Genomic DNA, 20,227 nt, shown 5'->3' with positions numbered 1-20,227 from the left:
CTTTTGATTAACCCCGTCTTTGGATTTCACTTTACATGAATGCGTCTGCTCTAAAAGCTCAGTTTATTAAAATTCGTTCAAATAAGATTTTCGAACTTGTTGTAATCTCAGTGATCATTTTCTCGGCATTATTAGTAGGAGCAAAGACCTATGAAATGTCAGCGACCCTGATCTCGGTTACCACTTTTCTGGATTGGTTTATCACTTTCTTTTTCCTTACCGAAATCACAATCCGCTTTTTTGCCGAGCCCCGGAAACGAGACTTCTTTAAGAACTTTTGGAATATATTCGATACCTTAATTGTGTTGGTAAGTGTGATACCTGCAGATGACACTGACATGGCGATCATTGCACGATTAGTGAGAGTATTCAGAGTACTGAGAATGGTCTCCATTATCCCAGAACTGCGTTTGCTATTAACCTCACTGATAAAAGCAATGCCTCAACTGGGTTACGTTATGCTGTTGATGTTTATAATTTTTTATATCTACGGTGCAATAGGAAGTACGTTATTTGAACACATCAATCCGGTACTTTGGGGTGATATTACCGTGTCAATGCTTACCCTCTTTAGGGTAATGACTTTTGAAGACTGGACAGATGTAATGTATGAAACCATGGAAGTTTATCCGTTTAGCTGGATATTCTATCTTACCTTCATTTTCCTGAGCGCATTTGCGTTCTTAAATATGGTGATTGGTATAGTGGTCAATGTCATGGAGCAGGAAAACGAAAAGGCTAGAAAAGAAAAAATGGCTGAATTAGGTGAACCTACTTTATCTGATTTAGCTAAGCAGCTGACAGATATTCAAACTCAAATACAACAACTTGACCAATCTAAGCCACTGGGCAACACGACTAATAAGATTTCTAATTAATCTCCCGCAATATCATTAACTACAGTCAGCCAAGCAAGATGTAAACATTTATGTTCACTTGTTTGGCATTTAATTGCCTTTAAGTGAGAGTAATTGGGCATAAATTACACTATAAATATAGAGCGTCAAAATTAATTGGCGAATCAACGTAATGAATGGACACAAGCGTCAAAAGTATAGCTAAATATAACTTTTAGGTAAATTTAATAACCACAAAAGGGGCTGATAGCTGTATTATGTAGATGTTTAAAACTGGCATTGTTTTCGCTTAAGCAATGCTAGTAATGAAAGATTAAACCAATAGTCGAGGTTTTTTTGACTATTGTACAAATCACAAATGGAATAAAATTATGCGTATTAAAAGAGTCTCAGAACCGTTCAAGCACTTGTCTGGTAAGTCTTTTAAGTTAATTTGTATAGATCTGAATAGGGAAAGTTCGAACCAAAAAACCACAAAATCACTCAATAATGTGGTTAAGTTTCCAGTCTCCAGTGAGTGTAAAAATTACAGACAAGAAAAGTAGATTTTTTAATCTATATCTAAAATATTGAAAAGGGAGCGAATGCTCCCTTTTTATTTTTTAAGTTTTATTCGTGTGCCTCAACAAACTATAAACCGTATTGCTTCTTCAGACTGTTAGCTCGAGAAACAATCTCTTCATCGGTGAACTTACGTTCTGCGAGCTTGCGTCTGCCTAGTGTATTGTTACCACTAGCAAGCAACACTTCCACGTAATTTAGATAAATTTCATTATTTGTCATCGAATCATTAATGACACGATCATAGTATCTCAACGCATCATCATATTTTTCTTGCTTCATTAACGCTTGTGCTAACGTATCTACAGCGTCGGGATTATTTGGATGTTGATCGACTGCTTGCTTCGCATATTTCTCTGCTTCTTTTAGACGTCCATTCTGTGTATAGAGATAGGCTAAATTGTTCAGCACAACAAAGTTATTAGGGTTAAGCTCCAAGGTTTTTTCGTAGGTTGCAATCGCATTTTGCTCATCACCGCTAATTTGACGTTCAGCGATCATCATTTTGACTGCAATATCATTAGGATAGGCTTCTGCGTGCTTTTGCAGTAAGGCCAAAGCTTCTTCTTTTTTATCCAACCTTTCTAAATTAACCGCTAACAACACTGCATTTCGACTGTTCGGAATTGCCTCATACACCGCCTTAGAATTATCTATAGCAGTCGAAAACTCACCATTAGCTACCTGCATTCTAGCTTTAAAACCTTTTGCTACAGGTAGCTCTTGTGTTTTCTCTGGAAGTGCTGCAAATGCTTTTTCGGCTTCTTCAAATTGACGAGACATGACCAGAAAATGCGTTCTTAACACTTCAACACTTAAATCATCTCTAGCTTCAAGAAAACGACTACTCAATTCAGCGCCTTCGACAAACTCACCTTTTGCATCGAGTAACAGCATTTTCCCCATATTGGCATCTTTACTATTTGGATACTTGGCCAACCATTTATCATAGTGTTGATTAGCATCTGCAATACCGCCTTTACCTAATAACGCTTTACCTTTTAAATTCCAGTATGAGGGTGGCGTATTGTCATCCTCCGGAATCACCTCAACGGTTGATAACACTTTATTCCAATTTTGTTCCGTTAAGTACATACGGCCGACTAATAGACTCAATTCAGGGCTTTGTGGTTGATTTTTCAGAGCAGCCAACGCAGGCTCCATGCCCTTAGCGTTTTCTTTTAATTGACGATGAGACAAATAATAGGAAGCAAGCGCAGGAATAAAGTCAGGCTTTTTATCTAAAATCGCCAACAACTTTTTATGCCCAGAATCCGTATCGCCTTTCATCAAATCTAAATTGGCGATAGCTAGTTTAACCAAGCCATTTTCGGCGTCTTTTGATTCCGCTTTTTGATACTGCTCTATGGCGGTATCAAAATCCCCTTGTTTGCTAGCAACTTCACCGGCCAGCATGTAACCCTTAAAATCTTCGGGGTTATTAGCAATCCACTCATCTGCCAACTCTTGGGCTTTATCATACTGACGAGTAACCAAATAAGCATTCGCTAGAGTGGCACGAGTCACATCCATATCTGGACTTTGTTCTAACGCATTCTCTAAATCGATAATCCCGCTGACATCATTTAGCGAAAGTCTTAATACACCTAAACGGGTCAAGTCTTCTGCAGAGCGACTAATTTCAGCTGAACGCGCCACCACTTCTTTGGCTTCGTTTAAATTACCCGCTCGAATTAATTCATAACCCGCTTTAGAAAACAGTTTAGCGTCGTCTTCAGTAACTTCACCAAACATATTTAAAACATCAGTGGCTTGATCAGACAACCCTAGTTCTAGTTGGCTAGCGGCTAACATTTTTAAGGCTGGATGATTAGGCGGCAATGAACTAGCAATGTAAGATAGATGGGTATTCGCCGCTTCAAAATCATTAAGCACATATGCTGCATAACCGGCAATTAATCGTAAAACTGGGTCTCCTCGACCACTTTGAATGGCTTTTTCCGCGTATTTTTGCGCATCTTCGTGTTTGTTATTAGCCGCGCTCACGACACTTTTTAATTGATTTAATAGCGGGTTTTCTTGGCTAATAGCCAGAAGTTGATCGATATAAGGTTCGGCTTCTTGAATCTTGCCTGAATCAACTAGTAATTTGGCCAATACAAAAACAATTTGCGTGTCTTCTGGATATACTTCCAAATAATTGACATAAACTTCTGCGGCTTTATCTGCTTGTTGCGTGCGCAGATACAATTGCCCTTGCAGTTTTAGCACATCCGCATTTTCGGGATATTGCTTCGCAAGTAACTCCGTTTTACTCAGCGCGCCATCAACATCTTGATTGAGCACATAACCGAACACTTCAACTAATCCGGTATAAACACTGTCAGCATTAATTGTACTGAGTTGTTCCAAAAGTAATTTAGCTTCAGCTTCTTTACCTAGTTGAGCCAGAGATTGGAGCTTGAAGAAACCTACTTCAATTTCTTGTTCTGGTGTCATGCCGGCTTCGGAGTGATCAATTTCACTCAATTCGGCATAAGCTCCAGTATTTTGATAAGCCTGAGATAATAAGGGAATAACATCAGATGCAGGTTGTCCATATTCAAGTGCGCGATTAAGTTCTTTTTCTGCACTTTCATATTGCTTCTGTTTTAGGTAAACCTTTCCTAATTCAAATCTGGCAGTTGGATTTTTGGGATCTGCCTGAACTGCACTTTTTAGCTCAATAACAGCTGATGTAAGTTTGTTTTGAGCGATAAATTCTTGAGCGGACGTTAGGTGCTCTTCACTGGTTTTCTGTGTACATCCTAGAATGAGGCTAACGCTTACTGCTATTAGTAACTTTCTCATAATATTAACTCTTCCTTAATCTCTATTGAGCTCTATGCTACAAGGCTTGATATTTTTTTAATAGAGGTTTTTTCGTTTAAAAACATGTAGATTAACATCGTTTTTATTAAATTTAATCTGTTAATGTTAAGTCGTGGTTAATGAGTCGTTAAATATCAATATTTTATTGCCAGAATTGAGTCCTTTGTTGGCTTAAAATAAGGTTATCTAATATACTACGGCTTTAAACAATACCGGCCTTTGGGCACTTTTCAAGATTGCCTGTTTAGCTGTAGTTAGCTGATGTCAGTTAATTACTTATCCGGTAACCAGGGATCATGAATGACCAGCACTACAGATATAACATTTAAAGAACTTAATCTACCCGAAGCGCTCTTGCAAGCTATTGAAAAAGTCGGATATGAGAAACCGTCTCCAATTCAGGCTGAGAGTATACCGCTAATATTACAAGGCCATGACCTGCTTGGTCAGGCGCAAACCGGAACAGGTAAAACCGGCGCGTTTGCATTACCGATGTTAGCTAACTTAGATATCGACGCTGACTATACTCAACTATTAGTATTGGCTCCAACGCGTGAATTAGCAATACAAGTCGCTGAAGCGTTTCAGGTATACGCAAGCTTTTCGAAAAAAATCCGCGTGTTACCTATTTACGGTGGTCAATCCTATGACAACCAGATTCGTCAGTTAAAGCGAGGCGTGCAAGTAGTAGTGGGTACACCTGGCCGGGTAATAGACCATATTAAACGTGGCACTCTTAAACTCGACAAGTTACGTTTTCTAGTATTAGACGAAGCAGATGAAATGTTGCGTATGGGCTTCATTGATGACGTTGAATGGATTTTGAGTCATGCACCTGAAACTCGTCAAACAGCGTTGTTCTCAGCGACGATGCCAGCGCCGATTAAAAAAATAACTGAACGTTATTTGAATAATCCAAAACATGTAAAAATCGCGTCAAAAGTGAGTACCGCAAGCACTATCAGACAACGTTTTTGTCAGGTAGCCGGACATCACAAGTTGGAAGCGTTAACTCGCATTATGGAAGTAGAAGAATTTGATGGCGTCATCATTTTCGTACGGACTAAAACCGCCACAGTCGAGCTAGCAGATAAATTATCTGCGCGTGGTTATGATGTTGAACCGCTAAACGGTGACATTGCACAGAATGCCAGAGAAAGAACCGTAGATCGTCTTAAGCAAGGTAAAATCGATATCTTAGTTGCGACCGATGTTGTTGCACGCGGATTGGATGTTGAGCGTGTCAGCCACGTTATCAACTATGATGTACCATATGATACTGAATCTTATGTACATAGAATTGGTCGAACTGGACGTGCTGGTCGTCAAGGTGATGCAATATTATTTATCTCGCATCGCGAAAAACGTATGTTATTTTCAATTGAAAAAGCAACCAAGCAAAACATTGAACAAATGCCGATTCCGTCGATTTCTGAAATCAATCAGACACGTCTTTCACGCTTCAAAACCAGCGTTATCGAAGCCATTCAAGACGACTCGATAGAAAGCTTGATACCCATTGTCGAATCGATTCAAAAAGAAACCGAAGCTGCGCCTGAGAAAATCATGGCGGCTCTAGCTAAAATCGCTCAGGGTGACGAACCTTTGATACTCAAAGAAGGAGACCGTCCTGACTTGAACGCAAAACCTTCGTATAATGAGCGTGAACGCGCACCTCGCAGCGGTAGAGAACGTGATCGCGGTCCTAGAGATGGTTCAAAAGGTCGTAGCAGAAGTAGCAAACCAGATGAAGGTATGCAACGTTATAGAATTGATGTTGGTCATACTCATGGCGCAAAACCAGGTAACATCGTCGGCGCGATTGCAAACGAAGCAAATATTAGCAGCAAAAATATTGGTGCAATTGAAATCTTTGACAGCTTTAGTACGGTTGACTTACCAAAGGGCATGCCTGCCGATACATTTGGGGTTCTTCAGAAAACGCGAGTTGCTGGGCAACGTTTAGCAATACGTGAGTGGAGTGAAGAGCCACCAAAACGTAAAGCACGCAAGTTCGACAAACGTTAAAATAATAAACCCGCTGTTAAGGCGGGTTTTTTGATTTAATTTCTAAATAACCAAAAGAACTATCATCTGTTTTTTAATACTTTTGTTATATAAGGAATTTCAAGCAGAATCTAGCTGTAAATAATTTTAGTAGGTAAACCAGATGCGTTATTTCCCCATTTTTATTGATACTCAAGAACTAAATTGTTTGGTGGTAGGCGCTGGGGAAGTTGCCGCGCGTAAAATTGAATTGCTACTCAAAAGTGAGGCCAACATTACAGTTGTTGCTCCATGGGTATGTGGTACGGTTTCTCAGTTTGCCGAACAAGGGTTAATCACCGTTCAAAACCGAGAGTTTGAAAACGCCGATATCGAAGATCGCGATATTGTTTTTGTAGCTACAGATGATAGCGAACTAAATAAAGATATTCATCGCTTAGCAACAGCTAAAAAGATTCTGGTCAACGTTGTTGATAATACGCCTTTGTGCAAATTTATTACGCCATCTATCATCGACCGTTCCCCCATCGTTATCGCCATTAGTAGTGGCGGTGTAGCGCCGGTCTTATTGCGTTATTTACGTCAGAAATTAGAATCTTACATTCCGCAAAAAATTGCTTTGCTTGGGCAGTTTTCAGAAAAATTCAGAGAAACGGTTAAACAGAAACTATCAACCGTCACTTCACGCAGATATTTTTGGGAAGAGGTTTTAGATGGCACTATCGCTGAGCAAGTGCTAAATGGCAATTCACAAAAAGCTGAGCAAATGTTTGCAGAGACGCTAGCCAACCATGAGCAGCAAAAAACTCATGGTGAGGTATATCTGGTTGGTGCAGGCCCCGGCGATCCAGACCTACTGACATTTAAAGCTTTACGTTTAATGCAAAAAGCGGATGTTGTCGTTTATGACCGCTTGGTCTCCAAAGAAGTACTTGAGTTGGTGCGCAGAGATGCTGAAAAAATTTATGTGGGTAAAGCTAAAAGCCAACATACTCTGCCACAACAAGATATCAATGTGCTGTTGGCTGATCTGGCCACGGAAGGAAAGCGTGTGGTGCGCCTAAAAGGCGGAGACCCTTTTATTTTTGGCCGTGGTGGAGAAGAAATTGAAACGCTGGTTAGCCGAAATGTAGCATTTCAAGTCGTGCCTGGAATAACAGCAGCGACTGGCGCGGCAAGTTATGCAGGGATTCCGTTAACCCATCGAGATCATGCCCAATCTGTGGTATTTGCTACAGGTCATTTAAAAGACAACACTATCGATTTGGATTGGCCTGCATTAGTACAAAAAAATCAAACCATCGTGTTTTACATGGGGATCACCGGCTTGGCTATTATCCGCAGTAAATTAATTGAACACGGTATGCCCAAAGATATGCCAATCGCCATGGTTCAATCTGCGACAACCGATAAACAAAAAGTCGTCACCGGTAATTTGGACACTATTCAAGAATTAGCGGAAAGCGCTGATATAAAACCGCCCTCACTTATCATTATTGGTACTGTAGTAAGATTACGCGAAAAACTAAACTGGTTTAAAACTGAATAATCGAAAGTCATCATCAGAATTTAACTTCACGCGTAATTTTAGCTACTATGGCTTATCCCGAATCTAGGTTATTTACGCATGATAAAAAGATTGGCTATTGTATTCTTGTTAATTTGTACAGGGTGGCACTTTCAACTTCATGCGCAACAGTTGCATTTTAATCAGTTTGCCGATGGTTCAAACCTGCAATTTAGTTACCAATGGATTGATCAATTCCAGCAAGCCAAAACGCTACAGTTTTCGATAGACAAAGACGCTGCTCACACCCAGTACAAAAACCAAACTGCCTTTAAACCAGATATTGCTCAGCGATACGTATATGTTGAACTGATGAAACAAGCTCAAAAAGTACATCCTAAAGAAGCGCGCATCAATATTCACCAACGTGGTGACCGCATTGAAATGCAAGTGACAAGCCGCTCTCAAGAGATGTTAGAAAAGTGGCAGTTATTAATGTCTCAAAAGCAACAAAGTGCATTTGATGAATATTTACAAGACCATCACTTTACGCGTTTTACCAATCATGTCGGCGAAGAAGGGGTCATACCCGACCACATTCGTTATATTCAGGAAAGTATCCAAATCGTACTACCCGCTGCACAGGCGATATATGAACAACTAGAGGAAGGTAGTGACACCCGTGGTTATGTAAATCTTCTACTGAGTTGGATTCAAACCATCCCATACAATCAATTAAATAATCGCGTGGATTCAAATGGTGCCGGCTTTTTCACTCCAATTGAAGTACTAACCAATAACAAGGGCGATTGCGACAGTAAAGCCACTCTAACGGCCTCATTAATGCGTTCTTTGCTGCCTGACTTAAGTATGGCTATGGTTTATTTACCCAATCATGCATTGATTGCAGTCAACTTAGGTATTCGTGAAAACGAGCACACCATAGATATCCGTGGTGCAGAGCATGTTTTAATCGAACCTACAGGCCCTGCATTGGTTACTATTGGCCAAGTATCCGACGAGACATTAAGACATATCGTTAACGGAACCTACAGTGTAGTAATGATTCCGTAATGATATATCCGCTTTGGCTCCAGTTAAAAACCACTGTAAGTTTGAGCTAACTCAGACAACTCTTTCGCCGCACCTTTAATGAAAGCTTCGGTTTTCGTCAAGGTTAACGAAATACCTTTTTCTTTAATATAGGGTACCGTAAGACATGCGATAGCATTTTCGCTGTTTCCCATATAAATAGGAAAAGATAGATCGACTAAACCGGGAACAATCGCACTATTCACTCTTGCATGCCCTTTCTCGCGCACATCTTGTATTGATTTAAGGCAAGAAGATTGATCAAACTTCGGATCTTTGTCGGCAATAATCGAAAACGCAGTATCACGCCGAACGTCGGTCATCCAAGCGAGTAACACGTGACCTGAACCAGTTTGATGTAAATCCAAATGATGGCCCACCCTAACAGATAATCCGACCGACGCTGGACTATCGACACGCGCAATTACCACCATACGCTCTTGATTTGCCACAGCGATATGACAAGACTGCATGATATCTGCTGACAATTGATGCATTACTGGAAAAGCAGCTTCGATTAACGTACCTACCGGCGGAACTTTCATGCCTAGATCAAATAACTTATTGGTAATATGGAAAAAATCACCACCTTCGTTTCTGGCCAAATAGCCCCGCTTTTCTAGTGCCGCAATCATGCGATAAATCTCACTTTTGGATCTGTCCAAAGTGGCTGATATTTGCGTCAACGACATAGGTTTTTGTAGTTCTGCAAGTAGCTCTAAAATTTCAAACCCTTTTTCCAGTGCAGGTGCTGAATAACTACGTTTCTTTTTATCTTCCATTTACTCACCCTTAATTGATGCTTTTATATCGCCACTGATTAGCGAGCTATTTTCTACTTTAAATAGTATCAAACTGCAAAACATATTTAACATACAAAATTTCAGCATTTTTGCTTCAATCCCTCTAGTTACATGCTGCTAGCGTAAAATACCCATTGAAAAGTAATTTAAATAAATTGTAAATCTATTGATCTATATTAGATAAACTGCCTATAATTGAAACACTGTTTTATATATAAATCCTCGTTAAATTGATTTTCAACTGTGCCTGGGTATTAAAGTGAAGTGTGCTAATGATGAATTACATCAAATTGGAGGCTAAAAAATGAAGGGATTTCTTCGAAGTGATGGCCGTAAAGGAATTAGAAACGTCATTGTTGTTGCTTATCTAGTTGAGTGCGCGCATCACGTAGCGCGCCGTATAGTTGATCAAAGTGCTAATAGTGATGTGCAATTAATCGGCTTCCCTGGTTGTTACCCCAATCAATATGCGTTAGAAATGCTGCAACAATTAGGGACTCACCCAAATGTTGCTGGCGTCGTTTTACTATCTTTAGGTTGCGAAGGTTTTAATCGCGAAGCGCTCAGCCAAACGATTAAAGATAGCGGAAGACCTGTGGAAACCATTGTCATTCAAGAAAATCACGGTACACAAAAAAGCATCGAAAAAGGCGTGGCGTGTATTCAGCAAATGCTCAAACAAGTTGAAACCGTCGAAGTTGTCGATATGAACGTTGATGAACTCATTATCGGCACGATTTGTGGTGGTTCTGATGGCACGAGTGGTATTAGTGCCAATCCAGCGGTTGGCCATTGTTTTGATAAATTAATTGCTGCCAAAGCAACTTGCATTTTTGAAGAAACAGGTGAACTGATTGGTTGTGAACAAGTTATGGCTAGCCGCGCAGTGACACCTGAACTGGGTGAGCTAATCACTCAATCTGTTGAAAAAGCCGAAAGCTATTATACCGCAATGGGCTATGGTTCATTTGCTCCTGGCAACGCCGAGGGTGGACTGACGACACAAGAAGAAAAATCCATGGGGGCTTACGCTAAATCTGGGGCATCAAAAATTCACGGACTGATAAAACCCGGCGATATACCACCAAGCCCTGGGCTGTATTTAATGGATGTTGTGCCAGACGGTGGGCCTAAATATGGATTTCCTAACATTTCTGATAACGCTGAAATCGTCGAGATGATAGCCTCAGGATCACACATTATTTTATTCACAACAGGCCGTGGCTCAGTTGTTGGATCAGCTATTTCACCCGTCATTAAAATTTGTGCGAATCCAGAAACGTATCAAAACTTGGCCGATGACATGGATATCAACGCAGGGTAAATTATTGAGGGCAATGCGTCAGTTGAAGAGGTGGGCAACGATATTTTTGATTTAACACTGGCGGTTGCCAATGGTGCTCAATCGAAATCTGAAGCGTTAGGTCATCAAGAATTTATTCTGACTTATAAACAATTTGAAGCAATTGGCCCAGCATGTTTACCCGTGGCCCAGCGTTAAGCTAATCACATCATTTACATAATTGAAACAGGATCTAAAGATGGCAATTGATAGTCAAGTAAAGCGAACAATTGGAACGACATCCTTACAAGTAAGTAAGCTTGGTTTTGGCGCTGCTACTTTGGGAAATTTGTATCATAAAATTAGCGATGAAGACGCTCAAGAAGCAGTTGAAAAAGCAGTTTCGGTAGGAATTAACCATTTTGACACAGCTCCTTTTTACGGCTTTGGTTTAAGTGAACGTCGAGTTGGTGACGCACTGCGTGAAGTTGATGCCAATAGCTATGTGTTATCCACCAAAGTTGGCCGCTTACTAACTCCGTGCGCTTCAGCAAGTGACAAATTTGGATTTTGTTCACCGATGCCATTCGATCCTGTATATGACTACTCTTATGACGGCGTAATGCGATCTTTTGAACACAGTATTCAGCGTTTAGGTTTGTCGAAAATAGACATTATTTATATGCACGACATTGGCGAAGTAACTCACGGTGAGCAACATCCAGAACTGTTTAAAATAGCCATGGAAGGGGGCTATAAAGCAATGGACGAACTGCGCTCTCAAGGATTAGTTTCAGCCATCGGCCTTGGCGTAAATGAATATCAGGTGTGTGAACAAGCTATGGATCATGGCCGATTTGATTGTTTTCTACTAGCTGGGCGATATAGTTTATTGGAGCAAGAAGCGCTACGAAGTTTTTTACCGCGCTGCGAAAAAGAAAACGTATCTATTATTCTCGGTGGCCCATACAACTCAGGTATTTTGGCCACTGGCGTGAAAAATAAAGATAAGATTGCGCATTATAATTATGCTCCTGCGCCACAGGAGATTATTGAAAGAGTTAGTCGCATTGAACAAGTCTGTGATGAATTTGGCGTACCCTTGGCATCCGCCGCGCTACAATTTCCGTTAGGCCACCCGGCTGTAGTCAGTGTCATTCCGGGGTTAAGCTCTGCTAAACGTGTGGCCTCCACACAAGACTCTATGCATATGTCGATTCCAGACAGTCTTTGGACAACCTTGCAAGAACAGCAGTTGTTGCACCCAGAAGCCCCTTTACCGACTAATGCAGACTTATAATGAACACTCAACGTATTGATTCTCATCAACATTTCTGGTTGTTGTCGCGAGGTGATTATCAATGGTTAACACCGCAACTCGACACCTTGTACCGGGATTATTTACCGACTCATTTAATCGATTTAATGCACCAAGCAAATGTACATAAAACGATTGTCGTGCAAGCGGCTGATAGCGTTGCAGAAACACATTATATGTTGGAGTTAGCAGGACAGCATGACTTTATTGCAGGTGTGGTTGGCTGGATAGATATGCTCGCCGATGAAGCCGTTCCCCAACTACAACAACTTGCTGGCAATGCAAAATTTAAAGGCATCAGACCAATGCTTCAGGATATTGAAGATCCTGCTTGGATCTTAAATAAAAAGTTAGATCCTGTATTCAAAGCGTTGATAGCAAACGGCTTACGTTTTGACGCTTTGGTTAAACCCGTACATTTACCTTATTTAGTGACGTTACTAGAACGTTACCCTGAGTTAAAAGTCGTCATAAATCACGGAGCTAAACCAGATATAGCCAGCGGAGATACGACACTATGGTATCAATCGATACGCACGATATCTGAATTTAAAAATGTGTATTGCAAATTATCTGGGTTAATAACAGAAGCAGGCGAGCATACCGAATACAAGCGCATTTCTCCTTTTATGCAACACCTCTATGACTGTTTCGGTGCATCACACTTAATGTATGGGAGCGATTGGCCAGTGCTAAATTTGGCAGCTGATTATCTAACTTGGTCTGCCTATGTTGAACGTTTTATTCAAGACTTTGATAGCACAGAACAACAGGCAATTTGGCATGACAGTGCCGCGAAATTTTACGACATAACAAAATAACTGAATATGCGATGGAGTACTCTATGCAACGATTAAAAAACAAAGCTGCCATAGTCACCGGCGGAGGCAGTGGCATCGGTGAAGCCACCTGCTTGCGACTAGCAGAAGAAGGTGCGCTAGTTTGGGTACTCGATCTCAATCAACAGGCTGTCGAAACCGTTGTCGCAAAAATAAAAGATGCTGGCGGACAGGCGCAAGCCGCAGTTTGTGATATTGCAGACAATCAAAAAGTAAAGGCGGTATTTGACGATATTCTGAGTCAATCAAGCATTGAGATTCTAGTCAACAGTGCAGGTATTGCACATGTGGGTAATCTTGAAGGGACGACTGAACAAGACCTAGACAGGCTCTATCAAGTCAATGTTAAAGGTGTATACAATTGTATGGCGGCTATTGTACCTGCCATGAAAAAACAGAAACAAGGTGCCATCGTAAACCTTGCATCAATTGCTTCTTCTGTTGGGATTTCTGATCGCTTTGCATATTCGATGACCAAAGGCGCAGTGTTAACCATGACCTATTCAGTAGCTAAGGATTACATTCATGACGGCATTCGATGCAATGCCATTGCTCCGGGCCGCGTGCATACGCCTTTTGTAGACAATTTTATCGCTAATAATTATCCAGACAACCAAGCCGAAATGTTTGCAAAGTTATCTCAAACACAGCCTATAGGGCGAATGGGTAAACCATCTGAAATGGCGGCTCTAATTGCTTACTTGTGTTCAGATGAATCGGCATTTATTACTGGGGTGAATTTTCCCATAGATGGCGGTTTCGTCACACTTAATAATTAACCCAGGAGTAATTATCATGGGAACTAAAGCAACGACCATCACCCCTGAACTGAGTGCCGAGGTATATCAAACCAAGCAAGACAAAGTTGTCTCATCAGCAATTTTACTGCCGTTTATTTTGATAACCTGTTGCTTCGCCTTGTGGGGATTTGCCAATGATATAACCAATCCCATGGTGGCAGCATTTCAAAAAATATTTATGACCGGAGCGACAGAAGCGACTTGGGTACAAGTGGCTTTCTACGGCGGCTATGGTGCGATGGCAATTCCCGCCGCTCTTTTTATTCGCCGATTTTCATATAAAGCCGGTATTTTGGTGGGTTTGGCGTTATATGCCATAGGTGGGTTATTGTTTATTCCCGCCAGTGGTATTGGCGAGTTTTTCCCATTTTTGATTGCTTATTTTGTGATCACCTGTGGTTTGTCGTTTTTAGAAACCACTGCAAACCCCTACATTCTCTCAATGGGATCAGAAGCCACTGCAACAAGGCGATTAAACTTAGCACAAGCCTTTAATCCGATAGGCTCGTTGATTGGAATGTTCACCGCCTCACAGTTTATTTTGGCGCAATTAGATGAGCGCAGCAAAGCTGAGAGAGCGTTGTTATCTGCAGAACAATTTGACGCCGTAAAATCAAGTGACTTGAGCATCATCAGTCAACCTTACATCATAATTGCAGTGGTAATTGCGATTATTTTTATCAGTATCGCGTTACTCAAAATGCCTGAACAAAAACAAGTCGCCGTGGATGACGCTAGTGTAGGTGGTATTTTCAAGCGTCTAGTTGCTAACAAACGATATCGAGAAGGTGTCATTGCGCAGGTCTTTTATGTGGGCGCACAAATAATGTGCTGGACCTTCATTATTCATTACGGCACTGAAGTATTTATGGGAGAAGGAATGTCTGAAAAAGACGCTCAGATTTTATCTCAGCAATACAATATTGTAGCCATGATTATTTTTTGTTTAAGCCGTTTTATTTGTACTTTTTTAATGAAGTTTATCAATCCGGGACGGCTTTTGATGATACTCGCCTTTTGCGGGATTCTGTTGTCGGCAGGTACAATTTTTATAGGTGAACGCACCGGAATTTACTGCCTCGTTGCTATCTCTGCATGTATGTCTCTGATGTTTCCGACTATCTATGGAATCGCGTTGCAAAAAATCCAAGGCGACGATGCCAAGTTCGCCGCGGCGGGTTTAATTATGGCAATTGTCGGCGGAACCTTCTTACCTATGTTGCAAGCGAGCGTGATTGACAATTGGAGCGCAGCAAGTATTAGCGCAGTAGAAGCCTCGTTTGCTTTGCCGTTAATTTGCTTTGTCATTATCGCCATTTTTGGCTATCGAACCTACAAGGTGCACAATGTCTGATAAACCAAATCGTTATTGTTTTGCGTTGGATCTTAAAGATGACCCAGAGCTTATCGCGCGCTATAAACAATACCATCAACCAGACAATATCTGGCCTGAAATTACTGACAGCATTCGTCGTTCAGGTATTACTGCCATGGACATATTCTTAACCGGCAATCGGCTGTTTATGATTATGCAAGTGAATGACGATTTCAGCTTTGAATTGATGGAACAGGTTAACAACAGCACACCTCGAAGTGGCGAGTGGGAAGAGCTTATGTGGACCTTCCAACAAGCCTTACCTTGGGCCAAACCAAATGAAAAATGGCTACTAATGGAGCAGATCTTTAGCTTGCCAAGTACCTCTTAGCATAACCGAATTTTAACTTTTATAAGGAGCACACATGAAACTTCTCAGATACGGACAGGTCGGACACGAAAAACCAGGCTTGTTGGATAATGACGGACAGATCCGCGATCTAAGTCAACACATTGATGATATCCATGGCACGACACTTAGCCCCCAAAGTCTGCAAAAACTAAAGAACATAGACATTAACAGCTTGCCAATTGTGCAAGGTGAACAACGTTTTGCTGAACCTGTCAGTCGGGTTGGTAAGTTTATCTGTGTGGGACTAAACTATGCTGATCATGCGGCTGAAACTGGTGTCAGCGTCCCTTCTGAGCCTGTATTGTTTATGAAGGCCACCTCATCAATTACGGGTCCCAACGACGATGTAATGTTACCTAAAGGTTCGCAAAAAAGTGATTGGGAAGTTGAGTTGGGCGTTGTTATTGGTAAAGAAGCCAAATACGTCAGTGAGGAAGACGCATTAGATTATGTTGCCGGTTTCTGCGTGATCAATGACTTGTCAGAACGCGAATATCAAATTGAACGTCAAGGACAATGGTGTAAAGGCAAAGGCTGTGACACGTTTGGTCCATTTGGCCCTTATTTGGTAACACCAGATGAAGCAGGAGATGTAGACAATCTGTCTATGTGGCTTGAAGTGAACGGCCAACGCATGCAAACAGGTAACACCAAAACCATGGTGTATAAAGTTCCCTTTTTAATCCATTACATTAGTCAATTTATGAGTTTGCAACCGGGCGATATCATCAGTACAGGAACACCTCCTGGAGTGGGCTTGGGAATGACTCCGCCGCTATACCTTAAAGAAGGTGATGTAATGAAATTAAGCATTGAAAACTTAGGTGAACAACAACAAAAAGTGGTCAGCTACCAAGGCTGATATCCACCGATGTTATCAATATCCAAACTAAAAAATCCGATGTATACATCGGATTTTTTGTTTCTTTTGGTTCAAATCTACAGGCTAACGAACCAAGTAATCAGGTAAGTCTTTTACCGAAGCACAACGCAATTGATTCATGGTCTGCTCCAGTTGTTTCTTCAACATATTGATGGTGTGATAACCGCCTTTTTCTCCCAATGCGCCAACGCCATAAACGAATGAACGGCCTAAAAATGTAAAATCCGCACCTTTGGCTAACGCACAGGCAATATGAGAGCCACTGCGAATCCCACTATCCATGAATATTTTTATTTTATCGCCGTATTTTGCTGCAATTTGCTCAATAGTCTGTACTGGACTTTCACCAGCATCTAATTGACGCGCACCATGATTGGATAATACAACCGCATCAGCACCAAGCTCTATTGCCAGTTGCACATCAGCCTCGCTCACCAGCCCTTTAACCACTAACGGCCCCTGCCACTGGTCACGAATCGGTTTAAGTCCTTCAATATCCACCCTGCCCATGACAGTGCTATTCATAAATTCAGCGAGTTGATCCACTGGCATGTTTTTAGGCATATAGGGTTTTAAGGTTTGCATTTGTGGCTCACCAGCCAATGCTGTGGCGAACAGCCATGCTGGACGTTTAATCATTTGTATAATATTACGCAAATTCATTTTAGGTGGCATTGATAAACCATTGCGAATATCTTTAATTCGGTAGCCAAAAGTAGGCACATCTACCGTCACCACTAAAACCGGTACTCTGGCAGCATGAATACGCTTCATCAAATCTTCACGAATATGATCAACAGTAGGGTTATACAGCTGAAACCATGCACGGCCTTCAGACACTTCCGACACTTTTTCTAAGCTGCTAGATGATACTGTACTGAGAATATAGGGAATATTCAGATCTGCAGCTGCTTTGGCTAATATTTCTGGTGCTTTCGGCCACATTAAGCCTTGTAAGCCCACAGGGGCTATGCCGAAAGGCAGATCATATTTATGACCAAATAATTCGGTAGTTAAATCTGACTTATCGAACACTTTTAACAACTCGCTACGCAACTGCACTTGTTCAATTGCATTTTGATTCCTACGCAGACCTACCTCGTCAATGCATCCACCTTCAAGATAATCAAATGCAAAACCTGGCATACGCTGGCTGGCACGTTTTCTCAAAAAGTTAGAATCAGGATATCTAGGATCAAAAAAAGATTTATTCATGGTTTATGTCCAGTTGCATGTTTTGCTCAAACCAGTTAAGTTTTATAAGGCAAACAATAATCCATATATAAATCAAAAACAAGAGAATAACATTATATTTACACCCTGAGTAAAGCTATACCAACGATATAATCAGCAGATTAAGCATTGATGGATGAACATAGATAACCGCGATTCTTGCTGATGTGGTAATAAGAAATTAGATTGATGTACAATGTATTACCTGTCATTTTATATATGAACAGATATATAAAAATTAACATTTAAATAAACGTGGAGAACGCTTTTGGCTCGCAGTATTCTGACCTTCTTATTTGTATTCATTGCGTTTCAACAATTTGCTAATGCAAATATAGCCAATAACCACGCAATCGATAAGAAATCTGGATATTCAGTAGAGGCTTGTAGCAGCTGTCATCAGGACCAGCATAAACAATGGTTAAAATCAGATCACGCAAAGGCAATTGCAGAAGCCACGTCTAAAACCGTTTTGGGCGATTTCAATCAGGCTGAAGTAACCCACTTTGAAGAAAAAGCACGATTCTACAAAAAATCGGACCAATATTGGGCAGATATAGGCCAACAATCCCCGCTCAAGAGCTACCAAATAAAATACACCTTTGGACATTACCCATTGCAACAATATTTGGTAGAAACGGAAGCAGGTAAATTACAAGTTGTGCCATTTAGTTGGGATTCTCGCCCCAAAGAACAAGGTGGCCAGCGCTGGTATCACAATTATGCTGAAGAAGAAATCAAAACCGCAGATAGGCTACATTGGCTTCAACCACTGCAAAACTGGAACGGAATGTGTGCCGATTGTCACTCTGACGGACTGCAACGTCATTATCAGCCAGCAGACAATACATTTGACACCCAATGGAAGAATATCAACGTAGGCTGTTTGTCATGCCATGGAGAAATGCAAGATCATGCAAATAAATCAGCTCTGAAACAAGATACCGTTTTATCTGGATTCGTCGGTAATTGGTTACTCAAGCCCGACCAAAAAGTGGCGCAATGGCACGGACCAAAACGTGACAATCAATTTATGGATAGCTGTTTTGCTTGTCATTCTTTGCGCTCTCCGTTAACCGATGGTTTTAGCGCCGATAACGCGTTTTTAGATCAATTTTCACCGCAACTTTTACTTGCCCCTATGTACCATGCCGATGGGCAAATTAAAGAAGAGGTGTATGTTTATGGTTCTTTTTTACAGAGCAAAATGTTTGCCGCTGGGGTTAACTGCTTAGATTGCCACGACCAGCATACGATGAAGATCAAGATCCAAGGTAATGGGTTGTGCTTACAGTGCCACGCCGCCGAAGAATTTAATGTTGAAGCACACCACAATCATCCAGCAGAAAGTGAAGGGGCACAGTGCGTAAATTGTCATATGCCTGAAACACGCTACATGGGAGTAGACGACCGCCGTGATCACAGTTTTAAAATCCCTCGCCCCCAACTTGCTCAACAGTTTGGTACCCCAAATGCGTGTACCACTTGTCATCAAGATCAGGATGACCAATGGGCAACGAAGCAGCTAACTGACTGGCACGGAAAACCTTCGCCTATCTCGGCCAACATGCATAATTTATACGCATTGCAGGCAGGCCAGCAAATTACTCCACAACAGCATATGGCGTTAATTGAAGACCAAAGCATCGCGGTGATTTCAAGAGCTTCCGCTATCGCTTTACTTGGCATGGCTCAGCCAGACATTGATGTACCTTTCCTAGCCAAGCTGCTAAACAGCGAAGAAGCACTATTTAGATTAAGTGCAGCTCAAGTAGCCAGTAATTTATCAACTACTGACAAAAAACGAATATTAATGCCATTGCTTGAAGATCGGTATAAAGCAGTGAGAATTGCCGCAGCCCGCAGTATGTTAAGTGTACCTCTACCGGACAAGGCAAAAGCCAGTTTCGATAAAGCCTTTGATGAATTGTTAACGTCGTTAAGCGTTAATTCTTGGCGAGGTGAAGGTCGCGCAAATAGTGCCGCAATTTACATGGATACAGGACAGTTCGATATAGCTGTAAATGAGTTACAACAGGGCATCAATAACGATCCTTATTTTCCGGGAAATTATCTTGGACTAGCTGAAGTATATCGGATGCAACAACAAGACGAAAAGTTGGTTTCATTGTACAAAAATGCACTTGAAAAGTTACCTAAGGCAGCCGACATTCACTATTCCCATGCCCTGTTTTTAGTCAGGCAAAAACAATATGAAACAGCCTTAGATGCATTTAAAACTGCATACCGACTAATGCCAGACAATAGCCAGTATTTATACGCCTATTTATTGTCGATGGATGGTTTAGGGCAAAGCAAACAAGCTCTGAGTAACTTAAAACGGATATTTAAACGCTTCCAAGGAAACCAGCAACTACTCGAATTGGGATTGTACCTTTCGCAAAAAAATCAGGACCGTCAAAGCTATAATTGGTTTATGCAAAACAGGTAATGTATAGCAGAGTAAGGAAATGGGGGCATTTCCT

General features: G+C 41.2%; 14 protein-coding genes and 1 pseudogene. 12 read left to right on the top strand and 3 right to left on the bottom strand.

Annotated elements, in window-relative coordinates; genetic code table 11:
• The first annotated feature begins 35 nt into the window (after window positions 1–35).
• Window positions 36–878 (top strand): ion transporter, encoded by an 843-nt coding sequence (locus GLIP_RS20830; protein WP_008846712.1) that lies wholly within the window; start codon window positions 36–38, stop codon window positions 876–878.
• 609 nt (window positions 879–1,487) lie between these two features.
• Here the strand turns inward: GLIP_RS20830 and prsT are convergent.
• Window positions 1,488–4,229, bottom strand: a complete 2,742-nt coding sequence (gene prsT / locus GLIP_RS20825; protein ID WP_008846711.1) for an XrtA/PEP-CTERM system TPR-repeat protein PrsT — start codon at window positions 4,227–4,229, stop codon at window positions 1,488–1,490.
• A 321-nt stretch (window positions 4,230–4,550) separates the two neighbouring features.
• Between prsT and GLIP_RS20820 the strand changes: the two genes are divergently transcribed.
• The 3 genes from GLIP_RS20820 to GLIP_RS20810 all read left to right on the top strand — a co-directional run bounded on the left by GLIP_RS20820 (window position 4,551) and on the right by GLIP_RS20810 (window position 8,838).
• A complete protein-coding gene (locus GLIP_RS20820; RefSeq protein ID WP_008846710.1) occupies window positions 4,551–6,278 on the top strand; it encodes a DEAD/DEAH box helicase in 1,728 nt (575 codons plus the stop codon).
• A gap of 142 nt (window positions 6,279–6,420) precedes the next feature.
• On the top strand, window positions 6,421–7,806 hold the full coding sequence (gene cysG, locus GLIP_RS20815) for a siroheme synthase CysG (protein WP_008846709.1): 1,386 nt from the start codon (window positions 6,421–6,423) through the stop codon (window positions 7,804–7,806).
• Between the two features lie 78 nt (window positions 7,807–7,884).
• Window positions 7,885–8,838 carry a hypothetical protein gene (locus GLIP_RS20810; protein WP_008846708.1) on the top strand — a complete coding sequence of 318 codons (954 nt, stop codon included), beginning with the start codon at window positions 7,885–7,887 and terminating at the stop codon, window positions 8,836–8,838.
• Window positions 8,839–8,861: 23 nt separating this feature from the next.
• Here GLIP_RS20810 and GLIP_RS20805 read toward each other — a convergent pair whose 3' ends face one another.
• Complete coding sequence (locus GLIP_RS20805) at window positions 8,862–9,638, bottom strand: IclR family transcriptional regulator (protein WP_008846707.1); 777 nt, start codon at window positions 9,636–9,638, stop codon at window positions 8,862–8,864.
• Window positions 9,639–9,963: 325 nt separating this feature from the next.
• On the opposite strand from GLIP_RS20805, the pseudogene GLIP_RS20800 reads away from it, so the two are divergent.
• The 7 genes and pseudogenes from GLIP_RS20800 to GLIP_RS20770 all read left to right on the top strand — a co-directional run bounded on the left by GLIP_RS20800 (window position 9,964) and on the right by GLIP_RS20770 (window position 16,487).
• Window positions 9,964–11,160, top strand: a pseudogene (locus GLIP_RS20800) (UxaA family hydrolase).
• A gap of 40 nt (window positions 11,161–11,200) precedes the next feature.
• Entirely contained in the window at window positions 11,201–12,241 is a 1,041-nt protein-coding gene (locus GLIP_RS20795) for an aldo/keto reductase (protein ID WP_008846704.1), read from the top strand.
• Complete coding sequence (locus GLIP_RS20790; protein ID WP_008846703.1) at window positions 12,241–13,080, top strand: amidohydrolase family protein; 840 nt, start codon at window positions 12,241–12,243, stop codon at window positions 13,078–13,080. Before GLIP_RS20795 ends, GLIP_RS20790 begins: the two co-directional genes overlap by 1 nt.
• 23 nt (window positions 13,081–13,103) lie before the next feature.
• Window positions 13,104–13,877, top strand: coding sequence for an SDR family NAD(P)-dependent oxidoreductase (locus tag GLIP_RS20785; RefSeq protein WP_008846702.1), 774 nt, complete (start codon window positions 13,104–13,106; stop codon window positions 13,875–13,877).
• A 16-nt stretch (window positions 13,878–13,893) separates the two neighbouring features.
• Window positions 13,894–15,252, top strand: a complete 1,359-nt coding sequence (fucP, locus tag GLIP_RS20780; protein WP_008846701.1) for an L-fucose:H+ symporter permease — start codon at window positions 13,894–13,896, stop codon at window positions 15,250–15,252.
• Window positions 15,245–15,604, top strand: a complete 360-nt coding sequence (locus GLIP_RS20775; RefSeq protein ID WP_008846700.1) for an L-rhamnose mutarotase — start codon at window positions 15,245–15,247, stop codon at window positions 15,602–15,604. The genes fucP and GLIP_RS20775 overlap by 8 nt, the downstream gene beginning before the upstream one ends.
• 34 nt (window positions 15,605–15,638) lie before the next feature.
• Entirely contained in the window at window positions 15,639–16,487 is an 849-nt protein-coding gene (locus tag GLIP_RS20770) for a fumarylacetoacetate hydrolase family protein (RefSeq protein WP_008846699.1), read from the top strand.
• A gap of 84 nt (window positions 16,488–16,571) precedes the next feature.
• On the opposite strand, the gene GLIP_RS20765 is transcribed toward GLIP_RS20770, so the two are convergent.
• Window positions 16,572–17,723: an alpha-hydroxy acid oxidase gene (locus GLIP_RS20765; RefSeq protein WP_008846698.1), complete on the bottom strand. Its 1,152-nt coding sequence runs from the start codon at window positions 17,721–17,723 to the stop codon at window positions 16,572–16,574.
• Between the two features lie 286 nt (window positions 17,724–18,009).
• Here GLIP_RS20765 and GLIP_RS20760 point away from each other — a divergent pair, with 286 nt between their 5' ends.
• On the top strand, window positions 18,010–20,193 hold the full coding sequence (locus GLIP_RS20760; RefSeq protein ID WP_008846697.1) for a multiheme c-type cytochrome: 2,184 nt from the start codon (window positions 18,010–18,012) through the stop codon (window positions 20,191–20,193).
• The last annotated feature ends 34 nt before the right edge of the window (window positions 20,194–20,227 follow it).

The sequence above is a fragment of the Aliiglaciecola lipolytica E3 genome, assembly GCF_000314975.1.
In the GTDB taxonomy this organism is placed as follows: Bacteria; Pseudomonadota; Gammaproteobacteria; order Enterobacterales; family Alteromonadaceae; genus Aliiglaciecola; species Aliiglaciecola lipolytica.
The sequence above is the reverse complement of the archived record's forward strand: the minus strand, read 5'-3'. Positions and strand labels throughout refer to the sequence as shown.